Source organism: Streptomyces sp. Y7, from assembly GCF_043195415.1.
Lineage (GTDB): Bacteria > Actinomycetota > Actinomycetes > Streptomycetales > Streptomycetaceae > Streptomyces.
Window position 1 is genome coordinate 1 of record NZ_JBIDDQ010000041.1, and the last position, 24,204, is coordinate 24,204.

Sequence of the window (24,204 nt, forward strand, 5' to 3'; positions counted from 1 at the left end):
TTTTGGCACGCTGTTGAGTTCTCAAGGAACGGACGCTTCCTTTGTACTCACCCTCTCGGGCTTTCCTCCGGGCTTTTCCCTTCGGTCTTGCGTTTCCGACTCTATCAGATCGTTTTCCGATCCGATTCCCTGTCGGGCGGGATTGCCTTGGGCTTTGGGCTTTCGCCCGTCGGCCTTTCGACATTCACTACGTTAGCTGATTCCCCCGGCCGATTCATAATCGGGTTCCGCGGATTCGAATTCGGGCATGCGGGCACGCCGGAATCGACCCCGCTGAGGGGGTGTAGCAGGTAGTGGGTTGGCCGCTCCGGCTGCTGACTTCGCAGTACCCGGTTCAGCGGCTCGGGCCACGTTACGCGTCTCGTCATGGCGCGTCAACTTGAACGACGCTTGGGGACGTGGGCCCGATAGGGGCTGACCGTAGGGTCGTTGGCGATCCAGTAGCGCCAGGGATGCATGTCGCCGTTGCCTCCGTCACCTGCCACTCCGGTCCGTGGACCGTTCCGTACCTGGTCGGAGGGGACCGGAGTGCCGGTGAGGATCCTCAGCGGGGTCTCGCCCGAGGCGCAGGCGTCCGTGCCGTCCAGGGCTCGGTCCACGCCCAGAGCGGTGGCGAGACGGGCGGGGCCTTTGGCCAGTTCCTTGTCGTTGCGGGCCGAGAGTCGACGGGTACGGGCGAGCTCGGCGCCCTCCACGATCTCGCCGGCGCGCAGCAGGACCGCGCTCGCCCGGCCTTCGGGACCGCACACCAGGTTCATGCAGTGCCACATGCCGTAGGTGAAGTAGACGTACACGTGTCCGGGAGGACCGAACATCACGTCGTTGCGGGGGGTGCGGCCGCGATAGGCGTGCGAGCCCGGATCGTCCGGGCCGTCGTAGGCCTCCACCTCCGTGAGGCGGATGGCGATCGGACCGTCCGGGGTCGTACGTACGAGGATCCGGCCCAGGAGGTCGGGGGCCACCTCCAGGACGGGGCGGTCGAAGAAGTTCCGGGGAAGGGGCGTACGGTCGGGGGTCGCGATCATGCCGTCCGAGGGTAGTGGAGACGGGTGGTCGCGACGGGGTGGTCAGGAAGCCTGCGCCTTGCCAGGGTGGGGCGCGGAACCGGCCACGGCCGGATCGCGTTTGTAGGGATCAGGGATCCACTCTGAGAAGAGGAGAGTCATGGCGTTCAAGAAGCTGCTCGCGAGCCTGGGGGCCGGCGGTGCTTCGGTCGAGACGGTGCTGACCGAGGTCAACGTCGTTCCGGGCGGTGTCGTCCAGGGCGAGGTGCGGATTCAGGGCGGGTCCGTGAGCCAGAACATCGAGGGCCTGTCCGTGGGTCTTCAGGCCCGTGTCGAGGTCGAGGGCCAGGACTCGGAGTACAAGCAGGACATCGAGTTCACGAAGATGCAGCTCGGCGGGGCCTTCGAGCTGCAGCCCGGGGCGGTGCACGCGGTGCCGTTCGGGCTGGAGATCCCGTGGGAGACGCCGATCACCACGATCGACGGTCAGACGCTGCGCGGCATGAACATCGGTGTGACGACGGAGCTGGCGATCGCCCGCGCCGTGGACTCCACCGACCTGGACCCGATCAACGTGCACCCGCTGCCGGCGCAGAAGGCGATCCTCGACGCCTTCATCCAGCTGGGCTTCCGCTTCAAGAACGCGGACATGGAGCGTGGCCACATCCGCGGTACGCGGCAGAAGCTGCCGTTCTACCAGGAGATCGAGTTCTTCCCGCCGCAGCAGTACCGCGGGATCAACCAGGTCGAGCTGAGCTTCGTGGCGGACGGCAACGCGATGGACGTCGTCCTCGAGATGGACAAGAAGCCGGGGCTGTTCAGCGAGGGCAGTGACACCTTCCGTTCGTTCCAGGTGGGTCTGCACGACTTCCAGGGGACCGACTGGGCGGCGTACCTCAACCAGTGGCTGTCCGAGGTCGGCAGCAAGCGCAACTGGTTCTAGGCTCGGAACTGCTGATTCCACTGTTTCGTCAGGAGGTATCGAAGTGACCGAGCTCAAGCGGCGGCCGCTGCCCCACGACTTCCATCCGCCCGTGCCGTCCTTCACGGTCACGAGTGAGGACGTCGAGGCCGGCGGGACCCTCAAGGACGCTCAGGTCCACGCGGCCGGCAACACCTCGCCGCAGCTGCGCTGGGAGGGTTTCCCGGCCGGGACCAAGAGCTTCGCCGTGACCTGCTACGACCCGGACGCCCCCACGGGGAGCGGGTTCTGGCACTGGGTCCTCTTCGACATCCCGGCCTCCGTGACCGAGCTGCCGGCGGGTGCGGGCAGCGGCAAGTTCGAGGGGCTGCCGGAGGGTGCCGTACAGGCGCGCAACGACTACGGGTCGAAGGACTTCGGTGGTGCCGCGCCGCCGCCCGGGGACGGGCCGCACCGGTATGTGTTCACGGTGTACGCCGTGGATCAGGAGAAGCTCGGCCCGGACTCGGACGCGAGCCCTGCCGTCGTCGGCTTCAACCTGCGGTTCCACACGCTCGGGCGTGCCCACGTGATCGCCGAGTACGAGGTGCCCGCCGAAGCCTGACGTTCATGGAACGTTTGCCCGCCCCCGGTCATGGAAGTGATCGGGGGCGGGCATTTTTTATTTCGTTGTCCATCTCGGCGTGCCCGGCCAGAGTTGATCCCAGCCCGCCAGGGGGTGGGCAGGTGCGCACGGGAGGTGGGCTGCAATGCGGGACACGCTGGTACTGAACGCGAGCTTCGAGCCGCTGTCGACGGTGACGTTGAATCGAGCCGTCGTTCTGGTGCTCCAGGACAAGGCCGTCGTCGAGCAGGCCCACCCCGAACTGCGTATGCGCGGAGCCGAGGTCGACATACCCGCGCCCCGGGTGATCAGGCTGTGCAGATACGTACGGGTGCCGTTCCGAAGACAAGCGCCGTGGTCGAGGCGGGGTGTTCTGGTGCGGGACCGGCACCGGTGCGCGTACTGCGGGCGCCGGGCCACGACCGTGGACCACGTGGTGCCGCGGTCGCACGGCGGGCAGGACACGTGGCTGAACACGGTCGCCTCGTGTGCGGAGGACAATCACCGCAAGGCGGACCGGACGCCTGAGCAGGCGGGTATGCCGTTGCTGCGGGAGCCGTTCGAGCCGACTCCTGCCGATGCGATGTTGCTGACGCTGGGGGCCGAGGAGTTCGCCGCGCTGCCGGATTGGCTGGCGACGGACGCGGCCTGACCATTCGCCGTGGGCCCATCGGTGGTTCGTGGGCCGCGGGTCCGTTGTGGTTCGTCGCGCAGTTCCCCGCGCCCCTGGAGGCGTTGAGGCCCGCCTTCGTGGAGAAGGCGGGCCTTTTGCGTACGACAGCTCTCAGTCGATCGACGGCTTTTCTCGGCGTTCCGTCGCCTGGCCGGGGATGCCCGGGGATCCGCCGTTGCCCGAACCGCCGCCCAGGCCGCCGAGGTTGCCCATGGCGCCCGACAGGCCCTTGAGGGCGTCGCCGATCTCGCTGGGGACGATCCAGAGCTTGTTGGCGTCGCCCTCGGCGATCTTCGGGAGCATCTGGAGGTACTGGTAGGAGAGGAGCTTCTGGTCCGGGTCGCCGGCGTGGATCGCTTCGAAGACGGTACGGACCGCCTGGGCCTCGCCCTCGGCGCGCAGGGCGGCCGCCTTGGCCTCACCCTCGGCGCGCAGGATCTGGGACTGCTTCTCACCCTCGGCGGTGAGGATCGCGGCCTGACGCGTACCTTCGGCGGTGAGGATCGCGGCGCGCTTGTCACGGTCGGCGCGCATCTGCTTCTCCATCGAGTCCTGGATGGAGGTGGGCGGTTCGATCGCCTTGAGCTCGACGCGGTTGACGCGGATGCCCCACTTGCCGGTCGCCTCGTCGAGGACACCGCGCAGGGCCGCGTTGATCTCCTCGCGGGAGGTCAGGGTGCGCTCCAGGTCCATGCCACCGATGATGTTGCGGAGCGTGGTGACCGTGAGCTGCTCGATCGCCTGGATGTAGCTGGCGACTTCGTAGGTCGCCGCGCGGGCGTCGGTCACCTGGTAGTAGATGACGGTGTCGATGTTCACGACCAGGTTGTCCTGGGTGATCACCGGCTGCGGCGGGAACGGCACGACCTGTTCACGCAGGTCGATGCGGTTGCGGATGGTGTCGATGAACGGGACCACGATGTTGAGGCCCGCGTTGAGTGTCCGCGTGTAGCGGCCGAAGCGCTCGACGATGGCCGCGCTCGCCTGCGGGATGACCTGGATCGTCTTGATCAGGGCGATGAAGACCAACACCACCAGAATGATCAGGACGATGATGACCGGTTCCATCGTCGTTCCCCGTATCCCTTCTCCGCTGCGGCAACTTCGGCAGATCTTATGCTTGTTGAAGATCTTGCTGGTCGAGTCTGACAGACCGTCGCGTACCTCGTGGCGCGTTCGCGCCAGATACGTCGTGCGAGGTCACATGACGATGGCCGTGGCCCCCTCGATGTCCACGACATCCACTTCCTGGCCCACTTCGTAGGCGTGGCCGGTGTCGAGGGCCCGGGCGGACCAGATCTCCCCGGCGAGCTTGATACGGCCGCCGGAGGCGTCGACGCGCTCCAGGACGACGGCCTGTCTGCCCTTCAACGCCTCGATGCCGGTGGCGAGTTGGGGGCGCTGTGCGCGGTGCCGGTTGGCGATGGGCCGGACGACGGCGATGAGTGCGGTGGAGACGACGACGAAGGCCGCGACCTGGACGACGGCGTCACCGCCGAAGACACCGGCGGCCACCGCGGCCGCGACGGCACCGACCGCCAGCATGCCGAGTTCGGGCATCGCGGTGATCACGAGCCCGATGCCGAGCGCCGCCGCGCCGATCAACCACCATACCCACGCGTCGATTTCCACATGGTCATGGTAGGACCGCGGACCCTGTCACCGACAGGGCGCCGATCGTTCGAAGGGCCTTCTTACCGGGGTTCTCCATCAGGGTTTCGCGTGGTGGAGGAGCGGGTCAGGAGAGCGGGAGGCCCTGTGCCGTCCAGCGGTCGCCGACCTGTTCGACGACGAGGGGGAGGCCGAAGCAGAGGGAGAGGTTGCGGGAGGTGAGTTCGAGCTCCATGGGGCCGGCGGCGAGGACCTTGCCCTGGCGGATCATGAGGACGTGGGTGAAGCCCGGGGGGATCTCCTCGACGTGGTGGGTGACCATGAGCATCGAGGGGGCGATCGGGTCGCGGGCGAGGCGGCCGAGGCGGCGGACGAGGTCCTCGCGGCCGCCGAGGTCGAGGCCGGCGGCGGGCTCGTCGAGGAGCAGCAGCTCGGGGTCGGCCATCAGGGCGCGGGCGATGAGGGTGCGCTTGCGCTCGCCCTCGGAGAGGGTGCCGAACTTCCGGTCGGCGTACTCGGTCATGCCGAGGCGGTCGAGGAAGGCGAGGGCGCGCTGCTCGTCGACCTCCTCGTAGTCCTCGTTCCAGGTGGCGGTCATGCCGTAGGCGGCGGTCAGCACGGTCTGCAGGACGGTCTGGCGCTTGGGGAGCTTCTCGGCCAGGGCGATGCCGGCCACGCCGATGCGCGGGCGCAGCTCGAAGACGTCGGTGCCGGGCTTGCCGAGGGTCTCGCCGAGGATGGTCGCGGTGCCCTTGCTGGGGTAGAGGTAGCTGGACGCGACGTTCAGGAGGGTGGTCTTGCCGGCGCCGTTCGGGCCGAGGATGACCCAGCGCTCGCCCTCCTTGACCGACCAGGAGACCTGGTCCACCAGAGCCCGGCCCTCACGGACCACGGATACGTCCTGAAGCTCCAGAACATCGCTCATGAGCGCGTTGTCTCCCCTTGCAGTGTGACCGGTCTCGGCGTCTCGGTGGTCGCGTGCGCCTGTGGGCGCAGCCCTCAACGAAATCTACGCCACCGGTCCACCCCTTCATTCCATCGGTCCGGTCCTTAGGGTGGGGGCATGCTCTCGGAACCACGTTCAGGACGCCTTGCGGCTTGGGGAAATGCCCTTTTGGCCGGACTTGTCTCGCCGGATGACGCTGTGCTGGAGATCGTCGGCGACGACGCCGTCCACCGGGTGGAGGGGCTGCCCGGCGAGTCGGCGCCCGTGGGTCTCACGCTGGGGCTGGGGCGGCTGCGCACGCTCGGGGTGAGCGGGCTGCGGGTCGCGCTGCCCGCGCCGGGGCATCCGCTGGGGCTGAGCGGGCCGCCGGAGTTCAACGCGCGCGCGATGGACGCCGAGGAGGCGGTGATCTGCCACGGTGCCGCGTTGGGACTGGTGCCGGAGGTGTACGAGGCCGGGCCGGACGGCGATGTGCATGTCGAGGTCGTCTGGCAGGTGCTGCCGGTGCGCGAGGCGCCGCCGGCCGACGTGCCGTCGCTGGGCGAGGCCGAGCGAGAGCTGGCGGAGGGCCTGCGGGAGGCGACCGAGGTGCTGTCCCGGCTGGATGTGGCCGGTTCGGGGCCGGTGGCGGAGGCGGCGATCGACGCGTACCGAGCGCGGGCGGAGCGGGGGCGGGAGGTGCTGGCGCCGGGGTATCCGCCGCGGGCCGTGCGGGTGCTGGAGCTGGCGCAGCGGGTGGGGCTGCTGATCTCGCTGGCGCGGGAGAACGGGCACGGGGGTGCGGTGAGCTCCGCGGAGATGGGGGCTCGGACGGAGGCGTTGCGTCCGGTGGAGCGGGTGGCTCGGCGGGCGCAGGTGGCTGCGTACAACGCGTATGTGGAGGAGCGGGAGCGGGGCGTGCGCTGAGCGGTGGCCGCCGGGTGCGGGCGTGGGGGTGACCGTCCCTGAGGGCTCTGCCCTCATGCGCCCGTATCGGCCCTGACCGTGCCTCGTCCGCGAACGCCGGACGGGCCGGCAGCGCAACAGACCGGCCTCCCGGGGGAACCCGGGAGGCCGGAGGTCACTGCCTGTCCTGGGGGGTCGTCACTTGTTGACGGCCAGGTTGCCGAAGGCGGGGTTCAGGATGCCGACGACGTTCACGCTGTTGCCCGAGACGTTGACCGGGATGTGGACCGGGGCCTGGACGACGTTGCCCGAGACGACGCCCGGGGAGCCCACGGCCTGGCCGTCGGCGTGCGCGCCGTCGGTGGCGGAGGCCATTCCGGCACCGGCGGCCAGCAGGCCACCCGCCACCATCGTCACGGCCGCTGCCTTCTTCAGGTTCTTCACTTCTCAGTCCTCCTTGCGATGGCCGCGGCAGTCGCCGCAGCACGCACTGGAGAACGGTGGAGATCCACGAAGGATGCGCCATCCGGGGGACATTCCCACGACGGTATGAATCTCAGTCCGGAGCGGAACCCTCCGTATTGCCGTCCGTCACGCCCTGCGGAGAGCGTTTCAGCCGGTCACGCCATGGCGCACGGCCCACAGGGCGGCCTGGGTACGGTCCGCGAGATCGAGCTTCATCAGGATGTTCGAGACGTGCGTCTTGACGGTCTTCTCCGACAGGACCAGGGCCCTGGCTATCTCCCGGTTCGAGCGGCCGTCGGCGATCAGGCCGAGCACCTCGCGCTCCCGCTCCGTCAGTGACCCCGCTCTTCCCAGGCCCGAGTTGGCCTCCTCCTGGGACAGCAGGGCGCCCGCGACCTCGGGCTGGAGCAGGATGTGGCCGGCGTGGACCGAGCGGATGGCTCCGGCGAGGGCGTCCGGGTCGACGTCCTTGTACACATACCCGGCGGCGCCCGCGCGCAGGGCCGGGATCACCGTGCGCTGTTCGGTGAAGCTGGTGACGATGAGCACGCGCGCGGGGTTGTCCAGCTCGCGGAGCCTGCGCAGGGCGTCGACGCCGTCCATCCCCGGCATCTTGACGTCCATGAGGACGATGTCCGGCTTCAGCTCCTCTGCCCGGGCCACCCCTTCGGCGCCGTCCGCGGCCTCCCCCACGACCTCGATGTCGTCCTGCACTTCGAGGAACGTGCGCAGGCCCCGGCGGACCACCTGGTGGTCGTCGACGAGCAGCACCTTGATTGCGTCAGCCACCAGGGACCTCCATCTCGATCACGGTGCCCTTGCCGGGCGCCGATTCCACGGTCAGCGTGCCGCCGACGCCGCTCGCCCGGTCCCGCATGGAGACCAGGCCCAGATGGCGTCCCGCGCGGCGTACCGTCTTCGGGTCGAAGCCGCTGCCGTCGTCCGTGATCCGCAGGACCGCTCCGCTGCCGCGTCGGTCCAGAGCGACGTCGACGTGCTCTCCCCCGGAGTGCCGCAGCGCGTTGTGCAGGGCCTCCTGGGCGACGCGCAGCAGGGCTTCCTCCTGGGCGGAGGGCAGGGCCTTCACGCCGCGGCCGGCGAAGGTGACGCGGGCGGTGTGGGCGCGGTCGAGGACCTGGATCTGGGTGCGCAGGGTGGCGACGAGGCCGTCCTCGTCGAGGGCGGCGGGGCGCAACTCGACGACGGCCGCGCGCAGTTCGTCGGCGGCCTCGGCGGCGAGCGCGGCGACCTGGTGCAGCTCGCCCTTGGCGCGGGAGGGGTCGCGGTCGATCAGGGCGGTGGCGGCCTGGGCCGTCAGGCGCAGTGAGAACAGCTTCTGGCTGACCGCGTCGTGCAGTTCGTGGGCCAGACGGGAGCGCTCCTCGGCGATCGTCAGCTCGCGGCTGCGCTCGTAGAGGCGGGCGTTGGTGAGGGCGATCGCGGCGTGCTGGGCGAGGATCCCCAGCAGTTCCTCGTCCTCCTCGGTGAAGCCGCAGCTTCCCTCCGGCTTCGGGCAGTTCTTGTTGGCGAGGAACAGGGCGCCGATGACCTCGTCGCCGTCGCGGATCGGCAGGCCCAGGAAGTCGGACATGTCGGGGTGCGCCGACGGCCAGCCCTCGAAACGGGGGTCCTTACGGACGTCGGCCAGGCGCTCGACCTTGGCGTCCTGGAGCATCGCGGCGAGGATGCCGTGCTGGCGGGGCAGCGGGCCGATGGCCTTCCACTGCAGGTCGCTGACGCCGTCGACGACGAACTGGGCGAAGCCTCCGTGGTCGTCCGGCACGCCGAGTGCGGCGTACTGCGCGTCGAGCAGTTCGCGGGCGGAGGCGACGATCGTCTTGAGAACGTCGCGCACCTCCAGATGCCTGCTCATGGCCAGCAACGCGGAGCTCACCGCGGCGAGGCCGGACCTGGGGGCTTGACTCATGCCCTCACGGTACCGGCGGGGTGTGACAGCCGGATCGGACCTGAGGCTGCGGTCGGCTGGGGCGGCGGTCCTAGTCCCTTGGTCCCCCGGTGAGCGGCGTAGGGCGAACGGCCCCGGGTGCGCGGCCTAGGACGAAGGGCCCCGCGAGGTTGCGGCCCGCGTCCGAGGCGGCGGGTAGGGCGCCGTTCCTACGTTGAGGGCACCGCCGATCCGAGGCGGCTGGGACGAGGGGACGGTTGTCATGCCGGTAGCGATCATCACGGGGGCCTCGAAAGGGCTCGGGCGGGCGCTCGCCGAGGCGCTGGCCGCGCGCAGCTGGGATCTGGTGCTGGACGCCCGGACGCCGGAGGTTCTCCAGGAGGCGGCATCCGGGCTGCGGGACGCGCACGGCACGCGCGTGACGGCGGTGCCGGGGGATGTCACGGACGCCGGGCACCGGGCCGCTCTGGTGGCGGCCGCCTGGAAGCTGGGCGGCGTCGATCTGCTGGTGAGCAACGCCAGTGCGCTGGGCGCCGAGCCGCTGGTGCGGCTGGACGCGCTGCCGGTGGAGGGGCTGCGGCGGGCGCTGGAGGTGAACGTGGTCGCCGCGCTGGCCCTGGTGCAGGAGGCGCTGCCGCTGCTGCGGGCGGCCAGGGCGGGCGCCGTGATCACGGTCAGCTCGGACGCGGCCGCCGAGGCGTACGAGACATGGGGCGGGTACGGGGCGTCGAAGGCGGCGCTGGACCATCTCGCGGCGGTGCTCGGGCAGGAGGAGCCCGGGCTGCGGGTGTGGGCGGTCGACCCCGGGGACATGGCCACGGACCTGTATGCGGCGGCCGTACCGGACGACGACGATCCGCGGCCGGCTCCGGCGAGCGTGGCACCGGCGTTCCTGCGGCTGCTGGACGAGCGTCCGGCGAGCGGTCGCTACGGCGCTCCGGCTCTGCTGGAGGGGCGACGATGACGCTGGCGGTGAGGGTGCCGGAGGAGCTGTCGGCGCGGGTTCCGGCCGAGCAGCGCGGGGCGGGACTGGGCCGGGACGCCGTACGGCTGCTGGTGTCGCGGGGCACCGACGTGTCGCATCACGCCTTCCGTGAGCTGCCCCGGCTGCTGCGGGCCGGGGATCTGCTGGTCGTGAACACGTCGCAGACGCTGGCCGCGGCCGTGGACGGGCGGGTCGGGCACGCACGCGTGGTGGTGCACTTCTCCACGCGCGGGGACGACGGGCGGTGGGCGGTGGAGCTGCGGGATCCGGACGAGCGGGGCACCACGCGCGCGTATGTATGGAGCAGTGCGCGAAGCGCTCACTGGAGGGGTGGTGGCGGGCGACGGGCGGGAGGGCCCGCGGGAACCGAGGTGCGGCTGCCGGGCGGGCTGCGGCTGCTCCTGGAGGAGCCGCTGAGCCCGGGCAGCGGGCGGCTGTGGTGGGCACGGGTCACCGGGCCGCTGGAGGGCAGCGGGCACGCGGACGCCGGGATCCTCGGGCTCATGCGGGAGCACGGGCGGCCGATCCGCTACTCCTATACCGAGCGTGATCAGCCGCTGTCCGTGTATCAGACGGTGTTCGCGCTGCCCTCGGCCGATGGTGCGGGCAGTGCGGAGATGCCGAGCGCGGCGCGGCCCTTCACGGTCGGGCTGGTGACGGAGCTGGTCAGCAGGGGGGTGCAGATCGCGCCGATCAGCCTGCACACCGGCGTGGCCTCGGCCGAGGCGCACGAGCCGCCGTATCCGGAGCGGTTCGCGGTGCCGGAGGCGTCCGCCCGGCTGATCAACGCGGTGAAGGCCGGGGACGGCCGGGTCGTCGCCGTGGGCACGACGGCCGTGCGGGCCGTGGAGTCGGCGGCGGACGCCGACGGGGTCGTACGCGCGCGTGCGGGCTGGACGGATCTCGTCGTGACGCCGGAGCGCGGGGTGCGGGTGGTGGACGGGCTGCTGACCGGGCTGCACGAGCCGGAGGCGTCCCACCTTCTGATGCTGGAGGCGGTCGCCGGGCGGGCCGCGATCAGCCGCAGCTACGACGAGGCGCTGCGCGGGCTCTACCTGTGGCACGAGTTCGGCGACGTGCACCTCATCCTCCCGGCGGAGAACCCTCACACAGTGCATTGCTCCAGCAACTGCTGGTGAGACTGGCACCCGGCCGATGTGAGCCCGCGCATAGGGTCCACATCACGTACGAAAGTCCGTAGTAGGCAGTGACGTCCCTTTTGAGCGGGACAGACGGCCCTGTCTGTCCTATTTTGCCCTTCCCGGCTCCACTATCGAGGATCGTACGTCACACCTTTGCCAGGCATTTTTGCGGCCGCTAACAATGGCTCACGTCGCTCAGCGCCGTGGGTTCAGCCCGCGGCGTTTGTGCCGGAAGCACCCGTGTCCCGTGTCGGACAGCGAGCGACCTCCGCGCTATTCGAAGAGGTCCCACTGCCATGCTCAAGAACACCAAGAACCGTGGTCTTAGTCGTTCCATCAACAAGCGTCAGAAGATCGCGATCGCAGGTGTCACCACGCTCGGTGCCGCCGCCCTGGCCATCTCCGCCGTACCTGGAAACGCTCAGACGACCACGGCCGAAGCCCCCGCGGGCAAGGTGGCCTACAGCAGCGAGCAGATCAAGGACGTCAAGGGCAGCGTCACCGACCAGCTCGCCGGCGAGAAGGTGAAGGCCGAGGCGATGGCCGCCCAGCACAAGGCCGCCGTCTCCGCCGCGAAGCACCGGGCCGCCGTGGCTCACGACAAGCACGTGGCCGCCCAGGCCGCCGCCAAGCAGCGGGCCGCCAAGGCCGCCGCCGCGAAGAAGGCCGCTGCCGAGCGCAAGGCGAAGGAGGCCGCCAGCCGGTCCGCCAAGCGCGCCGCGGTCAAGCCGGTCGCCGCCAAGACCTACGCCAACAACCTCGACGGCTGGATCCGTGAGGCCCTGGACATCATGAAGAAGCACGACATCCCGGGCACCTACCACGGCCTGCACAAGAACATCATGCGTGAGTCCTCGGGCAACCCGAACGCGATCAACAACTGGGACATCAACGCCCAGAACGGCGTCCCGTCGATCGGTCTGCTCCAGGTCATCAAGCCCACCTTCGACGCGTACCACGTCCCGGGCACCGCTCACAGCCAGTACGACCCGGTCGCGAACCTCACCGCCGCCGCCAACTACGCGGCCGACCGGTACGGCTCGATCGACAACGTCAACAGCGCGTACTGAGCGAGGTAGGCGCGGGCCTCTGATCCGTACGCCGAAGGGCGGCACCCTCCTGACGGGGTGCCGCCCTTCGGGCGTCTCACGGTGACCGCTACTTGCGCATGACCTCGGGCTCGTGGCGGCGCAGGAAGCGGGCCACGAAGATGCCGCAGATCACGCCGAGGACGATCAGGGCGATCATGTCCATGGCCCAGACACCGACGGTGTGCTCCCACAGCGGGTCGTTGCTCTCGCCCTGACCGGGCGGGCTGATCTTGTTGAAGTCCAGCGTGGCGCCCGCGGCGGCCACCGCCCAGCGCGACGGCATCAGATACGAGATCTGGTTGGCGCCGATGGAGCCGTTGAGGGCGAAGAGGCAGCCGGTGAACACGACCTGGATGATCGCGAACATCACCAGCAGCGGCATGGTCTTCTCGGCCGTCTTCACCAGGGCCGAGATGATCAGGCCGAACATCATCGAGGTGAAGCCGAGCGCCATGATCGGCACCGACAGCTCCAGCAGCGTCAGCTTGCCGAAGACCAGGCCCTCCTCCGGGATCTCCCGGCCGGCGAAGCCGATGACGCCGACCATCAGGCCCTGGAGCACGGTGATGAAGCCGAGCACGAAGACCTTGGACATCAGGTACGCCGAGCGGGACAGGCCGGTGGCGCGCTCCCGCTCGTAGATGACGCGTTCCTTGATCAGCTCACGCACGGAGTTCGCGGCGCCGGCGAAGCAGGCGCCCACCGCGAGGATCAGCAGCACGGTGGTGGCCGTGCCGTTCGGGATGATCCGGCCCGTCTGCGGGTTGGCGGGGTTGGGCAGCAGGCCCTTGCCCGAGTCGATCAGCAGGCTCACCGCGCCCAGGACGCCCGGCAGGATCACCATCAGGGCCAGGAAGCCCTTGTCGGAGACGATCACCGAGACGTAGCGGCGCACCAGCGTGACGAACTGCGACATCCAGCCCTGCGGCTTCGGCGGCTTCATCGCCTGCATCGGCGGCATCTGTACGGACTGCGGAGCAATCGCGTCGATGTCCGCGGCGTACATCTGGTAGTGCTGCGAGCCCTTCCAGCGTCCAGCCCAGTCGTAGTCGCGGTAGTTCTCGAAGGCGGAGAAGACGTCGGCCCAGGTGTCGTAGCCGAAGAAGTTCAGCGCCTCCTCGGGCGGGCCGAAGTAGGCGACCGCGCCGCCCGGCGCCATCACCAGGAGCTTGTCGCACAGCGCCAGCTCGGCCACCGAGTGGGTGACGACGAGGACCGTACGGCCGTCGTCGGCGAGGCCGCGCAGCAGCTGCATGACGTCGCGGTCCATGCCCGGGTCCAGACCCGACGTGGGCTCGTCCAGGAAGATCAGCGACGGCTTGGTCAGCAGCTCAAGGGCCACCGAGACGCGCTTGCGCTGACCGCCGGAGAGGGACGTGACCTTCTTGTCCCGGTGGATGTCCAGCTTCAGCTCGCGCAGCACCTCGTCTATCCGGGCCTCGCGCTCGGCCGCCGTGGTGTCGGCGGGGAAGCGGAGCTTGGCCGCGTACTTGAGGGCCTTCTTGACGGTCAGTTCCTTGTGCAGGATGTCGTCCTGCGGGACCAGACCGATGCGCTGACGCAGCTCGGCGAACTGCTTGTAGAGGTTCCGGTTGTCGTAGAGGACGTCGCCCTGGTTGGCGGGCCGGTAGCCGGTGAGCGCCTTGAGCAGGGTCGACTTGCCGGAACCGGACGGTCCGATGACCGCGATGAGCGACTTCTCCGGGACGCCGAAGGAGACGTCCTTGAGGATCTGCTTGCCGCCGTCGACCGTGACGGTGAGGTGGCGGGCCGAGAAGGAGACCTCACCGGTGTCGACGAACTCTTCCAGACGGTCGCCGACGATCCGGAACGTGGAGTGACCGACGCCGACGATGTCGGCCGGCCCGAGCAGCTGCGAGCCGCCCTTGGCGATCGGCTGACCGTTGACGTACGTGCCGTTGTGGGAGCCGAGGTCGCGGATCTCCATGCGGCCGTCGGGCGTCGAGTGGAACTCGGCGTGGTGGCGGGAGACCTGGAGGTCGGAGACGACCAGCTCGTTCTCCAGCGCACGGCCGATACGCATCACGCGGCCGATGGAGAACTGGTGGAACGTGGTGGGGCTGCGGTCGCCGTAGACCGGCGGCGCCCCCGCGCCACCGCCGGGACCCTGCTGCTGCGGGATGTGCGCGGCCTGCTGCGGCTGCTGCCAACCCTGCTGCTGGGGCTGCTGCTGCGGCGCCGGCTGGGCGGGGGCCTGTTGGGCCCAGCCCGCCTGGGCGCCCTGCGCGGCGTACGGCTGCTGGTGCGGCTGGGCCTGCGGCGTGGCGACGGAGGCCGCGGTGCCGGAGAGGTTCAGGCGCGGTCCGTCGGTCGCGTTGCCCAGGTGCACAGCCGTGCCCGGGCCGATCTCCAGGTGGTGGATCCGCTGGCCCTGCACGAACGTGCCGTTGGTGCTGCCGTGGTCCTCGATGACCCAACTGCGGCCGCTCCAGCTGATCGTGGCATGCCGCCAGGACACCCTGGCGTCGTCGAGCACGATGTCACCCTGCGGATCGCGTCCGAGGGTGTAGGACCTGGACGGGTCGAGCGTCCAGGTCCTTCCATTCAATTCCAGTACGAGTTCCGGCACTCCATGCCCCACTGAGTAGTCCCCCGAGTTACCCCCATCACAGGGAGTCTAGGGATGTCGAACATCGTCGGGAACTATTTCAGGCTCGGCCCCCTGACCGAAAGCCGGGCCTTGTGTCGACCACGCCCGCGCGCTTCGACTGGTTCCGTTGACGGGGTTGAAACCAGCCCGGAGAGTGGTAATCCACGCGAGGGGGACATGCGCGGCGAACGGCCGCGCCGCGGATCGGGGGGTCTGCCATGAGTGCGTCCACGTACGTCGGCACCTCGAAAGACGCGAGGCTGCCCTGGGGAGACATCCTGCTCTCCGCGATCGCCGCGGTGAGCTGGGCGTTGATCGGCATGGCGGGCACTGCGGCGCTCGGCCTGCATCTGCTGGAGGCGGACTCCGCGAGTTCGCTCGGCCCGATGACCGCGGCTGTGGTGGCCCTTGGGGCGGGTGGTTCCGTCACCCCCTCCGGCGATGTGTCCGCTTTCGGCTTGACCGGCGCCGAGGCGGCGACCGCCATCGAGATCACGCCACTCGGGGTGAGCCTGGTCGGCGCGGTCCTGCTGTCGTGGTTCTTCCTACGGTCCCTGCGGGGCGCGGGAGTTGTGATCGCGCCGGCCGAACTCCTCGCGCGCGCGGGCTCGGTGGTCGCGCTGTTCGTCGCGACGCTGGGCGGCCTGGCGTGGGCCGGGCACGACGTCATCACGATCGACGGGAGCGCTCTGGGGCTCGACGACCTGCCGGGCGGGGGTGGCGGGGGCGGACTCGAGATCCCCGGCGTCGGCGACATCGGCGGGCTGCTGCCCGACCAGGTCGGCGATCTCATCGACGCCAAGGCGGCGGTCGGCTTCACCGTGGACACGGCGCCGACGCTGCTCGGCGGGCTGGGCTGGTCCGCGGGCATCCTGCTCATCGCGCTGCTGGCCTCGCGCCGGACCCCGCTCCCGCGCGCCTGGGAGGCCGTGCACCGTGTCGTACGGCCCGCCGCGTCCGCCCTCGTCACGGTGCTGCTGGTGGCGGTCGTGGCCGGGCTCGCGGCGGCGGCGTACGCGGCGACCGGCGACGACCACCCCAAGCGGATCGCGGGCGCCGCGCTGCTCGGTGCGCCGAACGGTGTGTGGCTCGGCATCCCCGTCGGCCTGTTCGTGCCCTTCGACGGCCGGGCGACGGGAGTCCTGGCGGGCCTGCTCCCGGACCCCCTGGACGACCTCCTGAACGGCGGCGCCGACCAGTCCGTGACCCTGAGCCGGCTGGCCGACCTGGACAGCCGGGTGTGGCTGCTGGGCGTCGCCGCGGCGGTGATGATGCTGCTCGCGGGCGTGTTGACGGCTGTGCGGACGCCGCTGGTGTCCGGGGGTGCCGTCGGGGCCGGACCGGTGGGCGGCTCCGGATCCGGGCCGGCTCATGGCACGAGGGCCGCGTCGGTGAGTGGCCCGGGAACCGGGTTCGCCGGTGGCTCGCGGGCCGGCTCCGTGGGCGGCTCGGGTGACGGTGGCCCCGGTGGCCCCGGCGCTGCCGGGGGCGCGCCGGATCCGGGGAGCCTTCGTTTCGCCGGGCGGTGTGCGCTGCGGCTCGGGGTCGCCACGGCGTTGGCGCTGCCGTTGCTGGTGTGGCTGACGGAGGTGTCCGTGGACGCCTCGCTGTCGGTGCTGGGGTTCGACGCGTTCGGTGCCGGGGTGGTGCTGCGGGGGAATCTCGGCATGGCGCTGGTCCTCGGGGCGGCCTGGGGCGCGGGGGCGGGTGCCGTGGGGGCGCTGCTGGCCCGCGCGACGGGGGCCGCGGGGCAGCGGGCGGCGCCGTTGGCCCGGGGAGCGACGGCGGGTGCCGTGGGAGCGGCGGGCGCGGGCGGCGGCGCCGGCTCGGCCGCCGAGGACCCCGGAACCGCGGGGCGCACGAGCCGCTCCGGGCCGTACACCCCCATCACGCCGTACCGGCCCCCGAACCCCGACACGAACCCGTATCTGCGGGTGCCGGACGAGATGCGCGAGCCGGAGGACGCCCGGCCGCCGGGCGGGAACGGGACGCCCGGGGAACCCCCGCCCGACCGGGGCGACGACATGTACGGCGCGCCCACGGTCGTGCGGCCGTTCACTCCTCCCCCGAGGTCGCCCCGGACTCCGCGACGGCGTGACAACGGGTCGTCCGCCGGGGGCGACGGGCCGCCGCCTCCGCCACCCCCTCCTCCCGCCCCGCCGAGGAAGCCGAAGGGACGCCCTTGAGGGTCCGGCAAGGCTCTGACGGCGGCCGTGAGGGTGCGGCCGGCTACCGGAGGTCGGCCGTGAGAGCCCGCCGGACAACCGGAGGGCGGCCGTGAGGGTGCGGCCGGCTTGCGGCCGGCTACCGGAGGGCGGCCGTGCGGGGCCCGCAGGCAACCGGAGGGCGGCCTTGAGGTGTCGGGTCACAGGTGATCCTGGGGCGGTTCACAGCCTCCGGTGCAGAGGTGTCCGGAACGTAAGGCGAGCGCCACCCGGTCGACACCCAGTGTTCCGTGTCCGCTAGACGGACCTCGGGGGCGGCAGGCACTGGGTGCCGGATACGGTGGAAGCACCATGAGCGCTTCGCAGACCTCTGAGATCCCCACACTTCTCGTCAAGATCTTCGGGAAGGACGGGCCGGGTATCACCGCCGGCCTCTTCGACACGCTGGCCGCCTACTCGGTCGACGTGGTCGACATCGAGCAGGTCGTCACCCGAGGCCGGATCACGCTGTGCGCGCTCGTGACGCAGCCGCCGGCCGGCATGGAGGGGGATCTGCGGGCGACCGTCCACAGCTGGGCGGAGTCCATGAAAATGCAGGCGGAGATCATCTCCGGCCGCGGTGACAACCGCCCGCGTGGCGTCGGGCGCTCCCTGGTGACCGTGCTCGGACACCCCCTCACCGCGGAGGCGACGGCCGCCATCGCCGCCAGGATCACCAAGTCCGGCGCCAACATCGACCGTATCTTCCGGCTCGCCAAGTACCCCGTGACCGCGGTGGAGTTCGCTGTCTCCGGCGCGGAGACCGAGCCGCTGCGCACCGCCCTGGTGACGGAGTCCGCGGCACTGGGTGTCGACATCGCGGTGGTCGCGGCCGGGCTGCACCGCCGCGCCCAGCGTCTGGTCGTGATGGACGTGGACTCCACGCTCATCCAGGACGAGGTGATCGAGCTGTTCGCCGCGCACGCGGGCTGCGAGGACAAGGTGGCCGAGGTGACGGCGGCCGCGATGCGCGGGGAGCTGGACTTCGAGCAGTCGCTGCACGCGCGGGTGGCACTGCTGGCGGGGCTGGACGCCTCGGTGGTGGAGAAGGTGCGCAGCGAGGTGCGGCTGACGCCGGGCGCCCGCACGCTGATCCGTACGCTGAAGCGGCTCGGCTATCAAGTGGGAGTCGTCTCGGGCGGGTTCACGCAGGTCACCGATGATCTGAAGGAGCGGCTCGGGCTCGACTTCGCCCAGGCGAACACGTTGGAGATCGTCGACGGCAGGCTCACCGGCAAGGTGACCGGCGAGATCGTGGACCGGGCGGGCAAGGCGCGGCTGCTGCGCCGGTTCGCCGCCGAGGCGGGTGTCCCGCTGTCGCAGACGGTGGCGATCGGTGACGGGGCCAACGACCTGGACATGCTCAACGCGGCCGGCCTCGGTGTCGCCTTCAACGCGAAGCCGGTGGTGCGGGAGGCCGCGCACACGGCGGTCAACGTGCCGTTCCTGGACACGGTCCTCTATCTGCTCGGCGTCACCCGCGAAGAGGTCGAGGCCGCGGACATGCACGACGACGAGGACTGACGACCCGCACCGGCACCGCGCGACCGGCCGGACCGTGCGACCGGCCCCGTGACCGGGCAGACCGCGCGACCGGCCCCGTGACCGGGCAGACCGCGCGACCGGCCCGTGACCGGGCAGACCGCGCGACCGGCCCGTGACCGGGCAGCCCGTGCGACCGGCCCCGTGACCGGCCGGACCGCGAGGCGGCCCGTGCGACCGGACGGCCCGTCGACCGGCCCGTCGACCGGCCCGTCGACCGGCGCGTGCGACCGGACGGGGCCGTACGACCGGCCCGACCGCGAGCGCGGCCCGTGTGGGAGGCCCGGAAGGACTACGTGCGAAGGGGCCCGGCACCGTGGCGGTGCCGGGCCCCTCTGTGCGGGTCGGTCACTCCGAGGGAGCCCAGTAGTCGAGCAGCGTGGCCACGCCGGGCTCCAGGGTCTTCCAGGTGCCGCTGAAGGACAGGACGGCGAAGGCGGCGGCCGGGAAGCCGCGGCGGCTCATCCGCTCGCGTGCGTCGTCGTCGGCCGTGCCGGAGAGGACCTCGGCGAGGCCCTGCACGCCGGGGTTGTGGCCGATCAGCAGGACGTTGTGCGCGTCGTCCGGGGTCTCGTTGAGCAGGGCGATCAGTTCACCGGGCGAGGCCTCGTAGACCCGCTCCTCGTACACGGTCTTCGGCCGGTGCTGGAACTCGTGGACGGCGAGCTTCCAGGTCTCCCGGGTCCGGGTCGCGGTGGAGCAGAGGGCCAGGTCGAAGGGGATGGCGGTGTCGGCCAGCCTGCGGCCGGCCTCCGCCGCGTCCATGCGGCCCCGCTCGGCGAGCGGCCGCTCATGGTCGGTCACCTGTGGCCAGTCGGCTTTCGCATGCCGGAAGAGGACGATCCTGCGGGATTCTGCGACGCTCATGAGATCCAGCTTCGCATGAAACAGGCCATGGGGCGCAGGTAGTTGACGGGCGTCTCCGGGGGCGCTCAGTGCGTGATCAGCTGCTGTATGCGTTCGAAGAGCTGGGTGATCGCCGGCTCGGCGGTGGCGGCCTGCGCGTCCGCGGGGTTGAGGATCAGCGTCAGCAGCGTGATGAAAGCGAGTGTCGGCAGGGCCAGGGCCCACCAGGGCAGCCGGATCTCGGCACGGCCCGTGGACACCGGCTGGGTCGGGGTGTGCGTACGGGCCGACATGATGCCTCCGCGGATCTTCGAGTGGTCGGTGTCCGCCTGTCGCGGCCACACTTCGAAGTTACGGACGGATCGGCCCTCAACCCATCCGGTGATCCACCCAGTTGACCCTGACACTCACCCCCTAGGGGATGGTGGTGCTAGCCCCACCATCGGCCGCCGAGGCGGGGCCCGGGGCATCCCCCGGGGCGCCGGTTCAGGGTGAGGCGATCGTCGCGATGACGCCGATGATCACGAAGATGGCGAAGAACGCGCCGAAGACGAGCAGCAGCTTCTTCTGGCCGTTCTGGGGGTTCGGGTCGAGCACTGGCATACGGGCAGTGTCCCACCCGCCGCCGGGGCCCGCCGCGCCGGGGTGAGGTCAGCGGGCCGCCTCCTCCTCCACCACGCGGTTGCGTCCCGCGAGGACCCCTACCGCCATCTGCGGGATCATCAGGCCGGCCATGAGCGCGATCGGCAGCCCCCAGCCGCCGCTGTGCTGGTAGAGCACGCCGACCAGGAGCGGACCGGGGATGGAGATCAGATAGCCGGTGCTCTGCGCGAAGCCCGACAGCTGGGCCACGCCCGCGCTGGACCGGGCGCGCATGCCGACCATGGTGAGGGCCAGCGGGAACGAGCAGTTGGAGATGCCCAGCAGCACGGCCCAGACCCAGGCGCCGGAGACAGGGGCGAGGTACAGGCCGGCGTAGCCGACGAGGCCGCAGGCGCCCAGCGCGAGCACGATCGGCCCCTGGTGCGGCAGCCTGGCAGCGAGGCGCGGGATGACGAAGGCCAGCGGCACGCCCATCACCATGGTGACGGCGAGCAGCAGCCCCGCCGTGCCGGCGTGCACCCCGGAGTCCCGGAAGATCTGCGCCATCCAGCCCATCGTGATGTAGGCGCCGGTGGCCTGGAGTCCGAAGTAGACGGCGAGGGCCCAGGCGGTGCGGCTGCGGGTGATGCGCACCGGGGGCGCGTCCACGCGCGCGTGCTTGTCGTTCGCGGCCGTGCCGGGCGCCGCGGCCCGGTCCCGCACGAAGGGGATCCACGGCACCACGGCGGCCACCGCGAGGCCCGCCCACACCGCGAGGCCGCTGTGCCAGTTCCCGCCCAGCAGATCGGTCATCGGCACGGTCACGGCCGCGGCGGAGGCGGTGCCCAGGGCCAGGGCCATCGAGTACAGGCCGGTCATGGAGCCGACCCGGTCGGGGAACCAGCGCTTGACGATGACCGGCATCAGGACGTTGCTGACCGCGATGCCCATGAGGGCGAGCGCGGTGGCGGCCAGGAAGCCGGCCGTGCCGCCCACGTACGGTCGGACGAGCAGGCCCGTGGCGATGGCGACCATGCCGGCGCACACCACGGCGCCGGGGCCGAAGCGGCGGGCCAGGCGCGGGGCGGCGACGCCGAAGACGGCGAAGCACAGCGGGGGCACCGAGGTGAGGAGCCCGGCCACGCTGCCGCTCATGCCGAGGGCGTCACGGACCTCCTCCAGGAGGGCGCCGAGGCTGGTGATGGCGGGGCGGAGGTTCAGCGCGGTCAGCACGATGCCGGCCACGAGGAGCCGCATCGTCCACGCGCGCGTGGCGGGTTCCGAGAGGGTCTGTGTCTCGGGGGTGCGTATGCGCATGGACGTCACCGTCCGGGTTTCCTCGCTTGCCATGAGACCCATCATAGAATCATGGGATGATTGGTTGTCCACCCCCGGGCCGTACGGTCCCGGTCCTCACGTGCGAAGGTGTGCCATGCCCCTGAGCCACCCCCGCCGCTCGGCGCTGTCCGAGCAGGTCATCGCGGCTTTGCGGAACCAGATCGCGTCGGGCGAGTGGCCCGTCGGCTCCCGCATCCCGACCGAGCCCGAGCTGGTCGAGCAGCTCGGCGTGGCCCGCAACACGGTCCGCGAGGCGGTCCGCGCACTCGCGCACAACGGCCTGCTGGACATCCGGCAGGGCTCCGGCACCTACGTGGTGGCGACCAGCGAGCTGGCCGGTGTCATGCACCGCCGCTTCACCGACGCGGACCCCCGGCACATCGCCGAGCTGCGCTCCACGCTGGAGTCGGGCGCCGCGAAGCTGGCCGCGGTACGGCGTACCGAGAAGGACCTCAAGCAGCTGGACACGCTGCTGGCGCGGCGCGAGGAGGCCTGGGAGTCGGGCGACACGGAGACGTTCGTGGCAGCGGACGCGACCTTCCACCTGGCGGTGGTCGCGGCCTCCCACAACGACGTCATGACCGCGATGTACGCGGATCTGGGCGAGGTCCTGGTGGACTGGCTGCGCGACGACGTCGGCACGGAGCTGACGCCGGAGACGTATCTGGACCACGCACGGCTGGTCGACGCGATCCGCGCGGGCGACGCGTCGGCCGCCGCGGACGAGGCGGCGGGGTATCCGTTCCACTGCCGGCCGGGGCGCGTCAGCCCTCCTGACGGTGGCTGACCCACGCCGAGTCGATCTCCTTCCAGCAGCGCGCCGTCAGCCGCACGGTCTGCGCGGGCTCGGCGTCCACCGAGGCGCCGTCGCTGTCCAGGTCCCACCAGCGGGCGCACTCCACATGCAGGCGCACGCTGTCGGTCTCCGGATACGGGTTGTGGCAGAACGCGGTCACCCGGGAGCCGGCGACGCTGATCCGGCAGGCGGCACCGAACGGCTCCTCGGGCTCCGTCTCGGTGACCGCTCGAGCGGGGTGCACACGCGCGTGGGCCATCGCCGCGCAGGACACGGGCAGGACGAGTGCGACGGCGACGGTCGTTGAGGCCAAGCGGCGGGACAAGCGCACAACGGGACCTCCTCGGCCGTACGGGAGAGGGGTTCGCGTGAGGAACGCGTACTTCAGGGTGCGGGGCCGAGGGCCCCGGCCGCCTCGCCGGATGGGCCGAACGGGTGACGCCCCGCTCCCCGCGCGGCGGCGGGAAACGGGGCGTCGAGGTGGTGCGGGAGATCAGGCGCCGATGGCGTGCAGGCCGCCGTCCACGTGGACGATCTCGCCGGTGGTCTTCGGGAACCAGTCGCTCAGCAGGGCGACGACGCCCTTGCCGGCCGGCTCCGGGTCCTTCAGGTCCCACTCCAGCGGGGCGCGGGTGTCCCAGACGGAGGCGAGCTCCGCGAAGCCCGGGATGGACTTGGCGGCCATCGAGCCGATCGGGCCGGCCGAGACGAGGTTGCAGCGGATGTTCTGCTTGCCCAGGTCACGCGCCATGTAGCGGCTGGTGGCCTCCAGGGCGGCCTTGGCCGGGCCCATCCAGTCGTACTGCGGCCAGGCGTACTGCGCGTCGAAGGTGAGGCCGACGACCGAGCCGCCGTTCTGCATCAGCGGCAGACAGGCCATGGTCAGCGACTTCAGGGAGTACGCCGAGACGTGCATGGCCGTGGCGACGGACTCGAACGGCGTGTTCAGGAAGTTGCCGCCGAGGGCGTCCTGCGGCGCGAAGCCGATGGAGTGCACGACGCCGTCGAGGCCGCCGAGCTCCTCACCGACGACGTCGGCCAGCCGGCCGAGGTGCTCGTCGTTGGTGACGTCGAGCTCGATGACCTTGGTGGGCTTGGGGAGCTTCTTGGCGATGCGCTCGGTCAGCGTGGGCCGCGGGAAGGCGGTCAGGATGATCTCGGCGCCCTGCTCCTGGGCCAGCTTGGCGGTGTGGAAGGCGATGGAGGACTCCATCAGCACACCGGTGATCAGGACGCGCTTGCCCTCGAGAATTCCGCTCATGGTGATCAGTGACCCATTCCCAGTCCGCCGTCAACGGGGATGACGGCTCCAGTGATGTACGAGGCGTCGTCCGAGGCGAGGAACCGCACCGTCGCGGCGATCTCCTCGGGCTGCGCGTAACGACCGAGCGGCACCTGCTTCACGATGCCCTCACGCTGCTCGTCGGTGAGCACCTTGGTCATGTCGGTGTCGACGAAGCCGGGCGCGACGACGTTGAAGGTGATGTTGCGCGAGCCCAGCTCACGGGCGAGGGAGCGCGCGAAGCCGACGAGGCCGGCCTTGGAGGCGGCGTAGTTGGCCTGGCCGGGACCGCCGAACAGTCCGACGACCGACGAGATCAGCACCACGCGGCCCTTCTTGGCGCGCAGCATGCCGCGGTTGGCACGCTTGACCACACGGAAGGTGCCGGTGAGGTTGGTGTCGATGACCGAGGTGAAGTCCTCCTCGGACATGCGCATCAGGAGCTGGTCCTTGGTGACGCCCGCGTTGGCGATGAGCACCTCGACCGGGCCGTGCTCGGCCTCGATCTCCTTGTAGGCCTGCTCCACCTGCTCGGTGTCGGTGATGTCGCACTTGACGGCCAGGAAGCCGGCCGGCGGCTCACCCGAGCGGTATGTGATCGCGACCTTGTCGCCGGCGTCGGCGAAAGCGCGGGCGATGGCGAGGCCGATGCCCCGGTTGCCTCCGGTGACGAGAACCGAGCGGCTCAACGGATCACCCTTTCGATAGGGGTCTGAACACACCCGCCCGAACAGCTGGGTGACAGGCGGCTTCTCCGAAAACCTATCGG

General features: G+C 70.8%; 25 protein-coding genes. 10 read left to right on the plus strand and 15 right to left on the minus strand.

What is annotated here, in order from left to right; genetic code table 11:
• Positions 1-374: 374 nt before the first annotated feature.
• Complete coding sequence (locus tag ACGFW6_RS43070) at positions 375-1,025, minus strand: DNA-3-methyladenine glycosylase (RefSeq protein WP_393522657.1); 651 nt, start codon at positions 1,023-1,025, stop codon at positions 375-377.
• A 139-nt stretch (positions 1,026-1,164) separates the two neighbouring features.
• Between ACGFW6_RS43070 and ACGFW6_RS43075 the strand changes: the two genes are divergently transcribed.
• From ACGFW6_RS43075 to ACGFW6_RS43085, 3 genes are all read left to right on the plus strand, one after another.
• On the plus strand, positions 1,165-1,947 hold the full coding sequence (locus tag ACGFW6_RS43075) for a sporulation protein (protein ID WP_393522660.1): 783 nt from the start codon (positions 1,165-1,167) through the stop codon (positions 1,945-1,947).
• Between the two features lie 43 nt (positions 1,948-1,990).
• Positions 1,991-2,530 carry a YbhB/YbcL family Raf kinase inhibitor-like protein gene (locus ACGFW6_RS43080; protein ID WP_393522663.1) on the plus strand — a complete coding sequence of 180 codons (540 nt, stop codon included), beginning with the start codon at positions 1,991-1,993 and terminating at the stop codon, positions 2,528-2,530.
• A gap of 145 nt (positions 2,531-2,675) precedes the next feature.
• A complete protein-coding gene (locus tag ACGFW6_RS43085) occupies positions 2,676-3,182 on the plus strand; it encodes an HNH endonuclease (protein WP_107907322.1) in 507 nt (168 codons plus the stop codon).
• A gap of 132 nt (positions 3,183-3,314) precedes the next feature.
• Here the strand turns inward: ACGFW6_RS43085 and ACGFW6_RS43090 are convergent, their stop codons facing one another.
• From ACGFW6_RS43090 to ACGFW6_RS43100, 3 genes are all read right to left on the minus strand, one after another.
• Positions 3,315-4,271 (minus strand): SPFH domain-containing protein, encoded by a 957-nt coding sequence (locus ACGFW6_RS43090; RefSeq protein ID WP_107907321.1) that lies wholly within the window; start codon positions 4,269-4,271, stop codon positions 3,315-3,317.
• Positions 4,272-4,403: 132 nt separating this feature from the next.
• Entirely contained in the window at positions 4,404-4,835 is a 432-nt protein-coding gene (locus ACGFW6_RS43095; RefSeq protein ID WP_393522666.1) for an NfeD family protein, read from the minus strand.
• A gap of 106 nt (positions 4,836-4,941) precedes the next feature.
• The gene (locus ACGFW6_RS43100) at positions 4,942-5,739 is read right to left on the minus strand and encodes an ABC transporter ATP-binding protein (protein WP_393522669.1); all 798 of its coding nucleotides are present in this window, start codon (positions 5,737-5,739) and stop codon (positions 4,942-4,944) included.
• 138 nt (positions 5,740-5,877) lie between these two features.
• Here ACGFW6_RS43100 and ACGFW6_RS43105 point away from each other — a divergent pair, with 138 nt between their 5' ends.
• On the plus strand, positions 5,878-6,666 hold the full coding sequence (locus ACGFW6_RS43105) for a hypothetical protein (RefSeq protein ID WP_393522671.1): 789 nt from the start codon (positions 5,878-5,880) through the stop codon (positions 6,664-6,666).
• A gap of 177 nt (positions 6,667-6,843) precedes the next feature.
• Here ACGFW6_RS43105 and chpE read toward each other — a convergent pair whose 3' ends face one another.
• The 3 genes from chpE to ACGFW6_RS43120 all read right to left on the minus strand — a co-directional run bounded on the left by chpE (position 6,844) and on the right by ACGFW6_RS43120 (position 9,037).
• Positions 6,844-7,089, minus strand: a complete 246-nt coding sequence (gene chpE / locus ACGFW6_RS43110) for a chaplin ChpE (RefSeq protein WP_393522674.1) — start codon at positions 7,087-7,089, stop codon at positions 6,844-6,846.
• Positions 7,090-7,257: 168 nt separating this feature from the next.
• Positions 7,258-7,899 carry a response regulator gene (locus tag ACGFW6_RS43115; protein ID WP_393522677.1) on the minus strand — a complete coding sequence of 214 codons (642 nt, stop codon included), beginning with the start codon at positions 7,897-7,899 and terminating at the stop codon, positions 7,258-7,260.
• Positions 7,892-9,037, minus strand: a complete 1,146-nt coding sequence (locus ACGFW6_RS43120) for a GAF domain-containing sensor histidine kinase (protein ID WP_393522680.1) — start codon at positions 9,035-9,037, stop codon at positions 7,892-7,894. The genes ACGFW6_RS43115 and ACGFW6_RS43120 overlap by 8 nt, the downstream gene beginning before the upstream one ends.
• A 241-nt stretch (positions 9,038-9,278) precedes the next feature.
• Between ACGFW6_RS43120 and ACGFW6_RS43125 the strand changes: the two genes are divergently transcribed.
• The 3 genes from ACGFW6_RS43125 to ACGFW6_RS43135 all read left to right on the plus strand — a co-directional run bounded on the left by ACGFW6_RS43125 (position 9,279) and on the right by ACGFW6_RS43135 (position 12,213).
• Positions 9,279-9,980 carry an SDR family NAD(P)-dependent oxidoreductase gene (locus ACGFW6_RS43125; protein ID WP_393522682.1) on the plus strand — a complete coding sequence of 234 codons (702 nt, stop codon included), beginning with the start codon at positions 9,279-9,281 and terminating at the stop codon, positions 9,978-9,980.
• The gene (locus ACGFW6_RS43130; protein WP_393522685.1) at positions 9,977-11,140 is read left to right on the plus strand and encodes an S-adenosylmethionine:tRNA ribosyltransferase-isomerase; all 1,164 of its coding nucleotides are present in this window, start codon (positions 9,977-9,979) and stop codon (positions 11,138-11,140) included. The genes ACGFW6_RS43125 and ACGFW6_RS43130 overlap by 4 nt, the downstream gene beginning before the upstream one ends.
• A 299-nt stretch (positions 11,141-11,439) precedes the next feature.
• Positions 11,440-12,213 carry a transglycosylase SLT domain-containing protein gene (locus tag ACGFW6_RS43135; protein ID WP_393522687.1) on the plus strand — a complete coding sequence of 258 codons (774 nt, stop codon included), beginning with the start codon at positions 11,440-11,442 and terminating at the stop codon, positions 12,211-12,213.
• Positions 12,214-12,301: 88 nt separating this feature from the next.
• On the opposite strand, the gene ACGFW6_RS43140 is transcribed toward ACGFW6_RS43135, so the two are convergent.
• Positions 12,302-14,824 carry an FHA domain-containing protein gene (locus tag ACGFW6_RS43140; protein WP_393522690.1) on the minus strand — a complete coding sequence of 841 codons (2,523 nt, stop codon included), beginning with the start codon at positions 14,822-14,824 and terminating at the stop codon, positions 12,302-12,304.
• A 239-nt stretch (positions 14,825-15,063) separates the two neighbouring features.
• Between ACGFW6_RS43140 and ACGFW6_RS43145 the strand changes: the two genes are divergently transcribed.
• Positions 15,064-17,031, plus strand: coding sequence for a streptophobe family protein (locus ACGFW6_RS43145; RefSeq protein WP_393522693.1), 1,968 nt, complete (start codon positions 15,064-15,066; stop codon positions 17,029-17,031).
• A gap of 330 nt (positions 17,032-17,361) precedes the next feature.
• On the plus strand, positions 17,362-18,573 hold the full coding sequence (gene serB / locus ACGFW6_RS43150) for a phosphoserine phosphatase SerB (RefSeq protein ID WP_393522695.1): 1,212 nt from the start codon (positions 17,362-17,364) through the stop codon (positions 18,571-18,573).
• Positions 18,574-18,939: 366 nt separating this feature from the next.
• Here serB and ACGFW6_RS43155 read toward each other — a convergent pair whose 3' ends face one another.
• The 4 genes from ACGFW6_RS43155 to ACGFW6_RS43170 form a co-directional block, all read right to left on the minus strand.
• Positions 18,940-19,458, minus strand: coding sequence for a SixA phosphatase family protein (locus tag ACGFW6_RS43155; RefSeq protein ID WP_393522698.1), 519 nt, complete (start codon positions 19,456-19,458; stop codon positions 18,940-18,942).
• Positions 19,459-19,523: 65 nt separating this feature from the next.
• Positions 19,524-19,730 (minus strand): hypothetical protein, encoded by a 207-nt coding sequence (locus ACGFW6_RS43160; RefSeq protein ID WP_393522701.1) that lies wholly within the window; start codon positions 19,728-19,730, stop codon positions 19,524-19,526.
• A gap of 193 nt (positions 19,731-19,923) precedes the next feature.
• Positions 19,924-20,040: an SGM_5486 family transporter-associated protein gene (locus tag ACGFW6_RS43165; RefSeq protein WP_380852303.1), complete on the minus strand. Its 117-nt coding sequence runs from the start codon at positions 20,038-20,040 to the stop codon at positions 19,924-19,926.
• 48 nt (positions 20,041-20,088) lie between these two features.
• Positions 20,089-21,381 carry a CynX/NimT family MFS transporter gene (locus ACGFW6_RS43170; RefSeq protein WP_393522703.1) on the minus strand — a complete coding sequence of 431 codons (1,293 nt, stop codon included), beginning with the start codon at positions 21,379-21,381 and terminating at the stop codon, positions 20,089-20,091.
• Between the two features lie 70 nt (positions 21,382-21,451).
• On the opposite strand from ACGFW6_RS43170, the gene ACGFW6_RS43175 reads away from it, so the two are divergent.
• Positions 21,452-22,144 (plus strand): FadR/GntR family transcriptional regulator, encoded by a 693-nt coding sequence (locus ACGFW6_RS43175; protein ID WP_393522706.1) that lies wholly within the window; start codon positions 21,452-21,454, stop codon positions 22,142-22,144.
• On the opposite strand, the gene ACGFW6_RS43180 is transcribed toward ACGFW6_RS43175, so the two are convergent.
• The 3 genes from ACGFW6_RS43180 to fabG all read right to left on the minus strand — a co-directional run bounded on the left by ACGFW6_RS43180 (position 22,122) and on the right by fabG (position 24,124).
• Positions 22,122-22,484: a hypothetical protein gene (locus ACGFW6_RS43180; RefSeq protein WP_393522709.1), complete on the minus strand. Its 363-nt coding sequence runs from the start codon at positions 22,482-22,484 to the stop codon at positions 22,122-22,124. The two genes, ACGFW6_RS43175 and ACGFW6_RS43180, sit on opposite strands and share 23 nt — an antisense overlap.
• A gap of 162 nt (positions 22,485-22,646) precedes the next feature.
• Positions 22,647-23,414, minus strand: a complete 768-nt coding sequence (gene fabI / locus ACGFW6_RS43185) for an enoyl-ACP reductase FabI (RefSeq protein ID WP_030946156.1) — start codon at positions 23,412-23,414, stop codon at positions 22,647-22,649.
• Positions 23,415-23,419: 5 nt separating this feature from the next.
• Entirely contained in the window at positions 23,420-24,124 is a 705-nt protein-coding gene (gene fabG, locus ACGFW6_RS43190) for a 3-oxoacyl-[acyl-carrier-protein] reductase (RefSeq protein WP_093907345.1), read from the minus strand.
• Between the last annotated feature and the right edge of the window lie 80 nt (positions 24,125-24,204).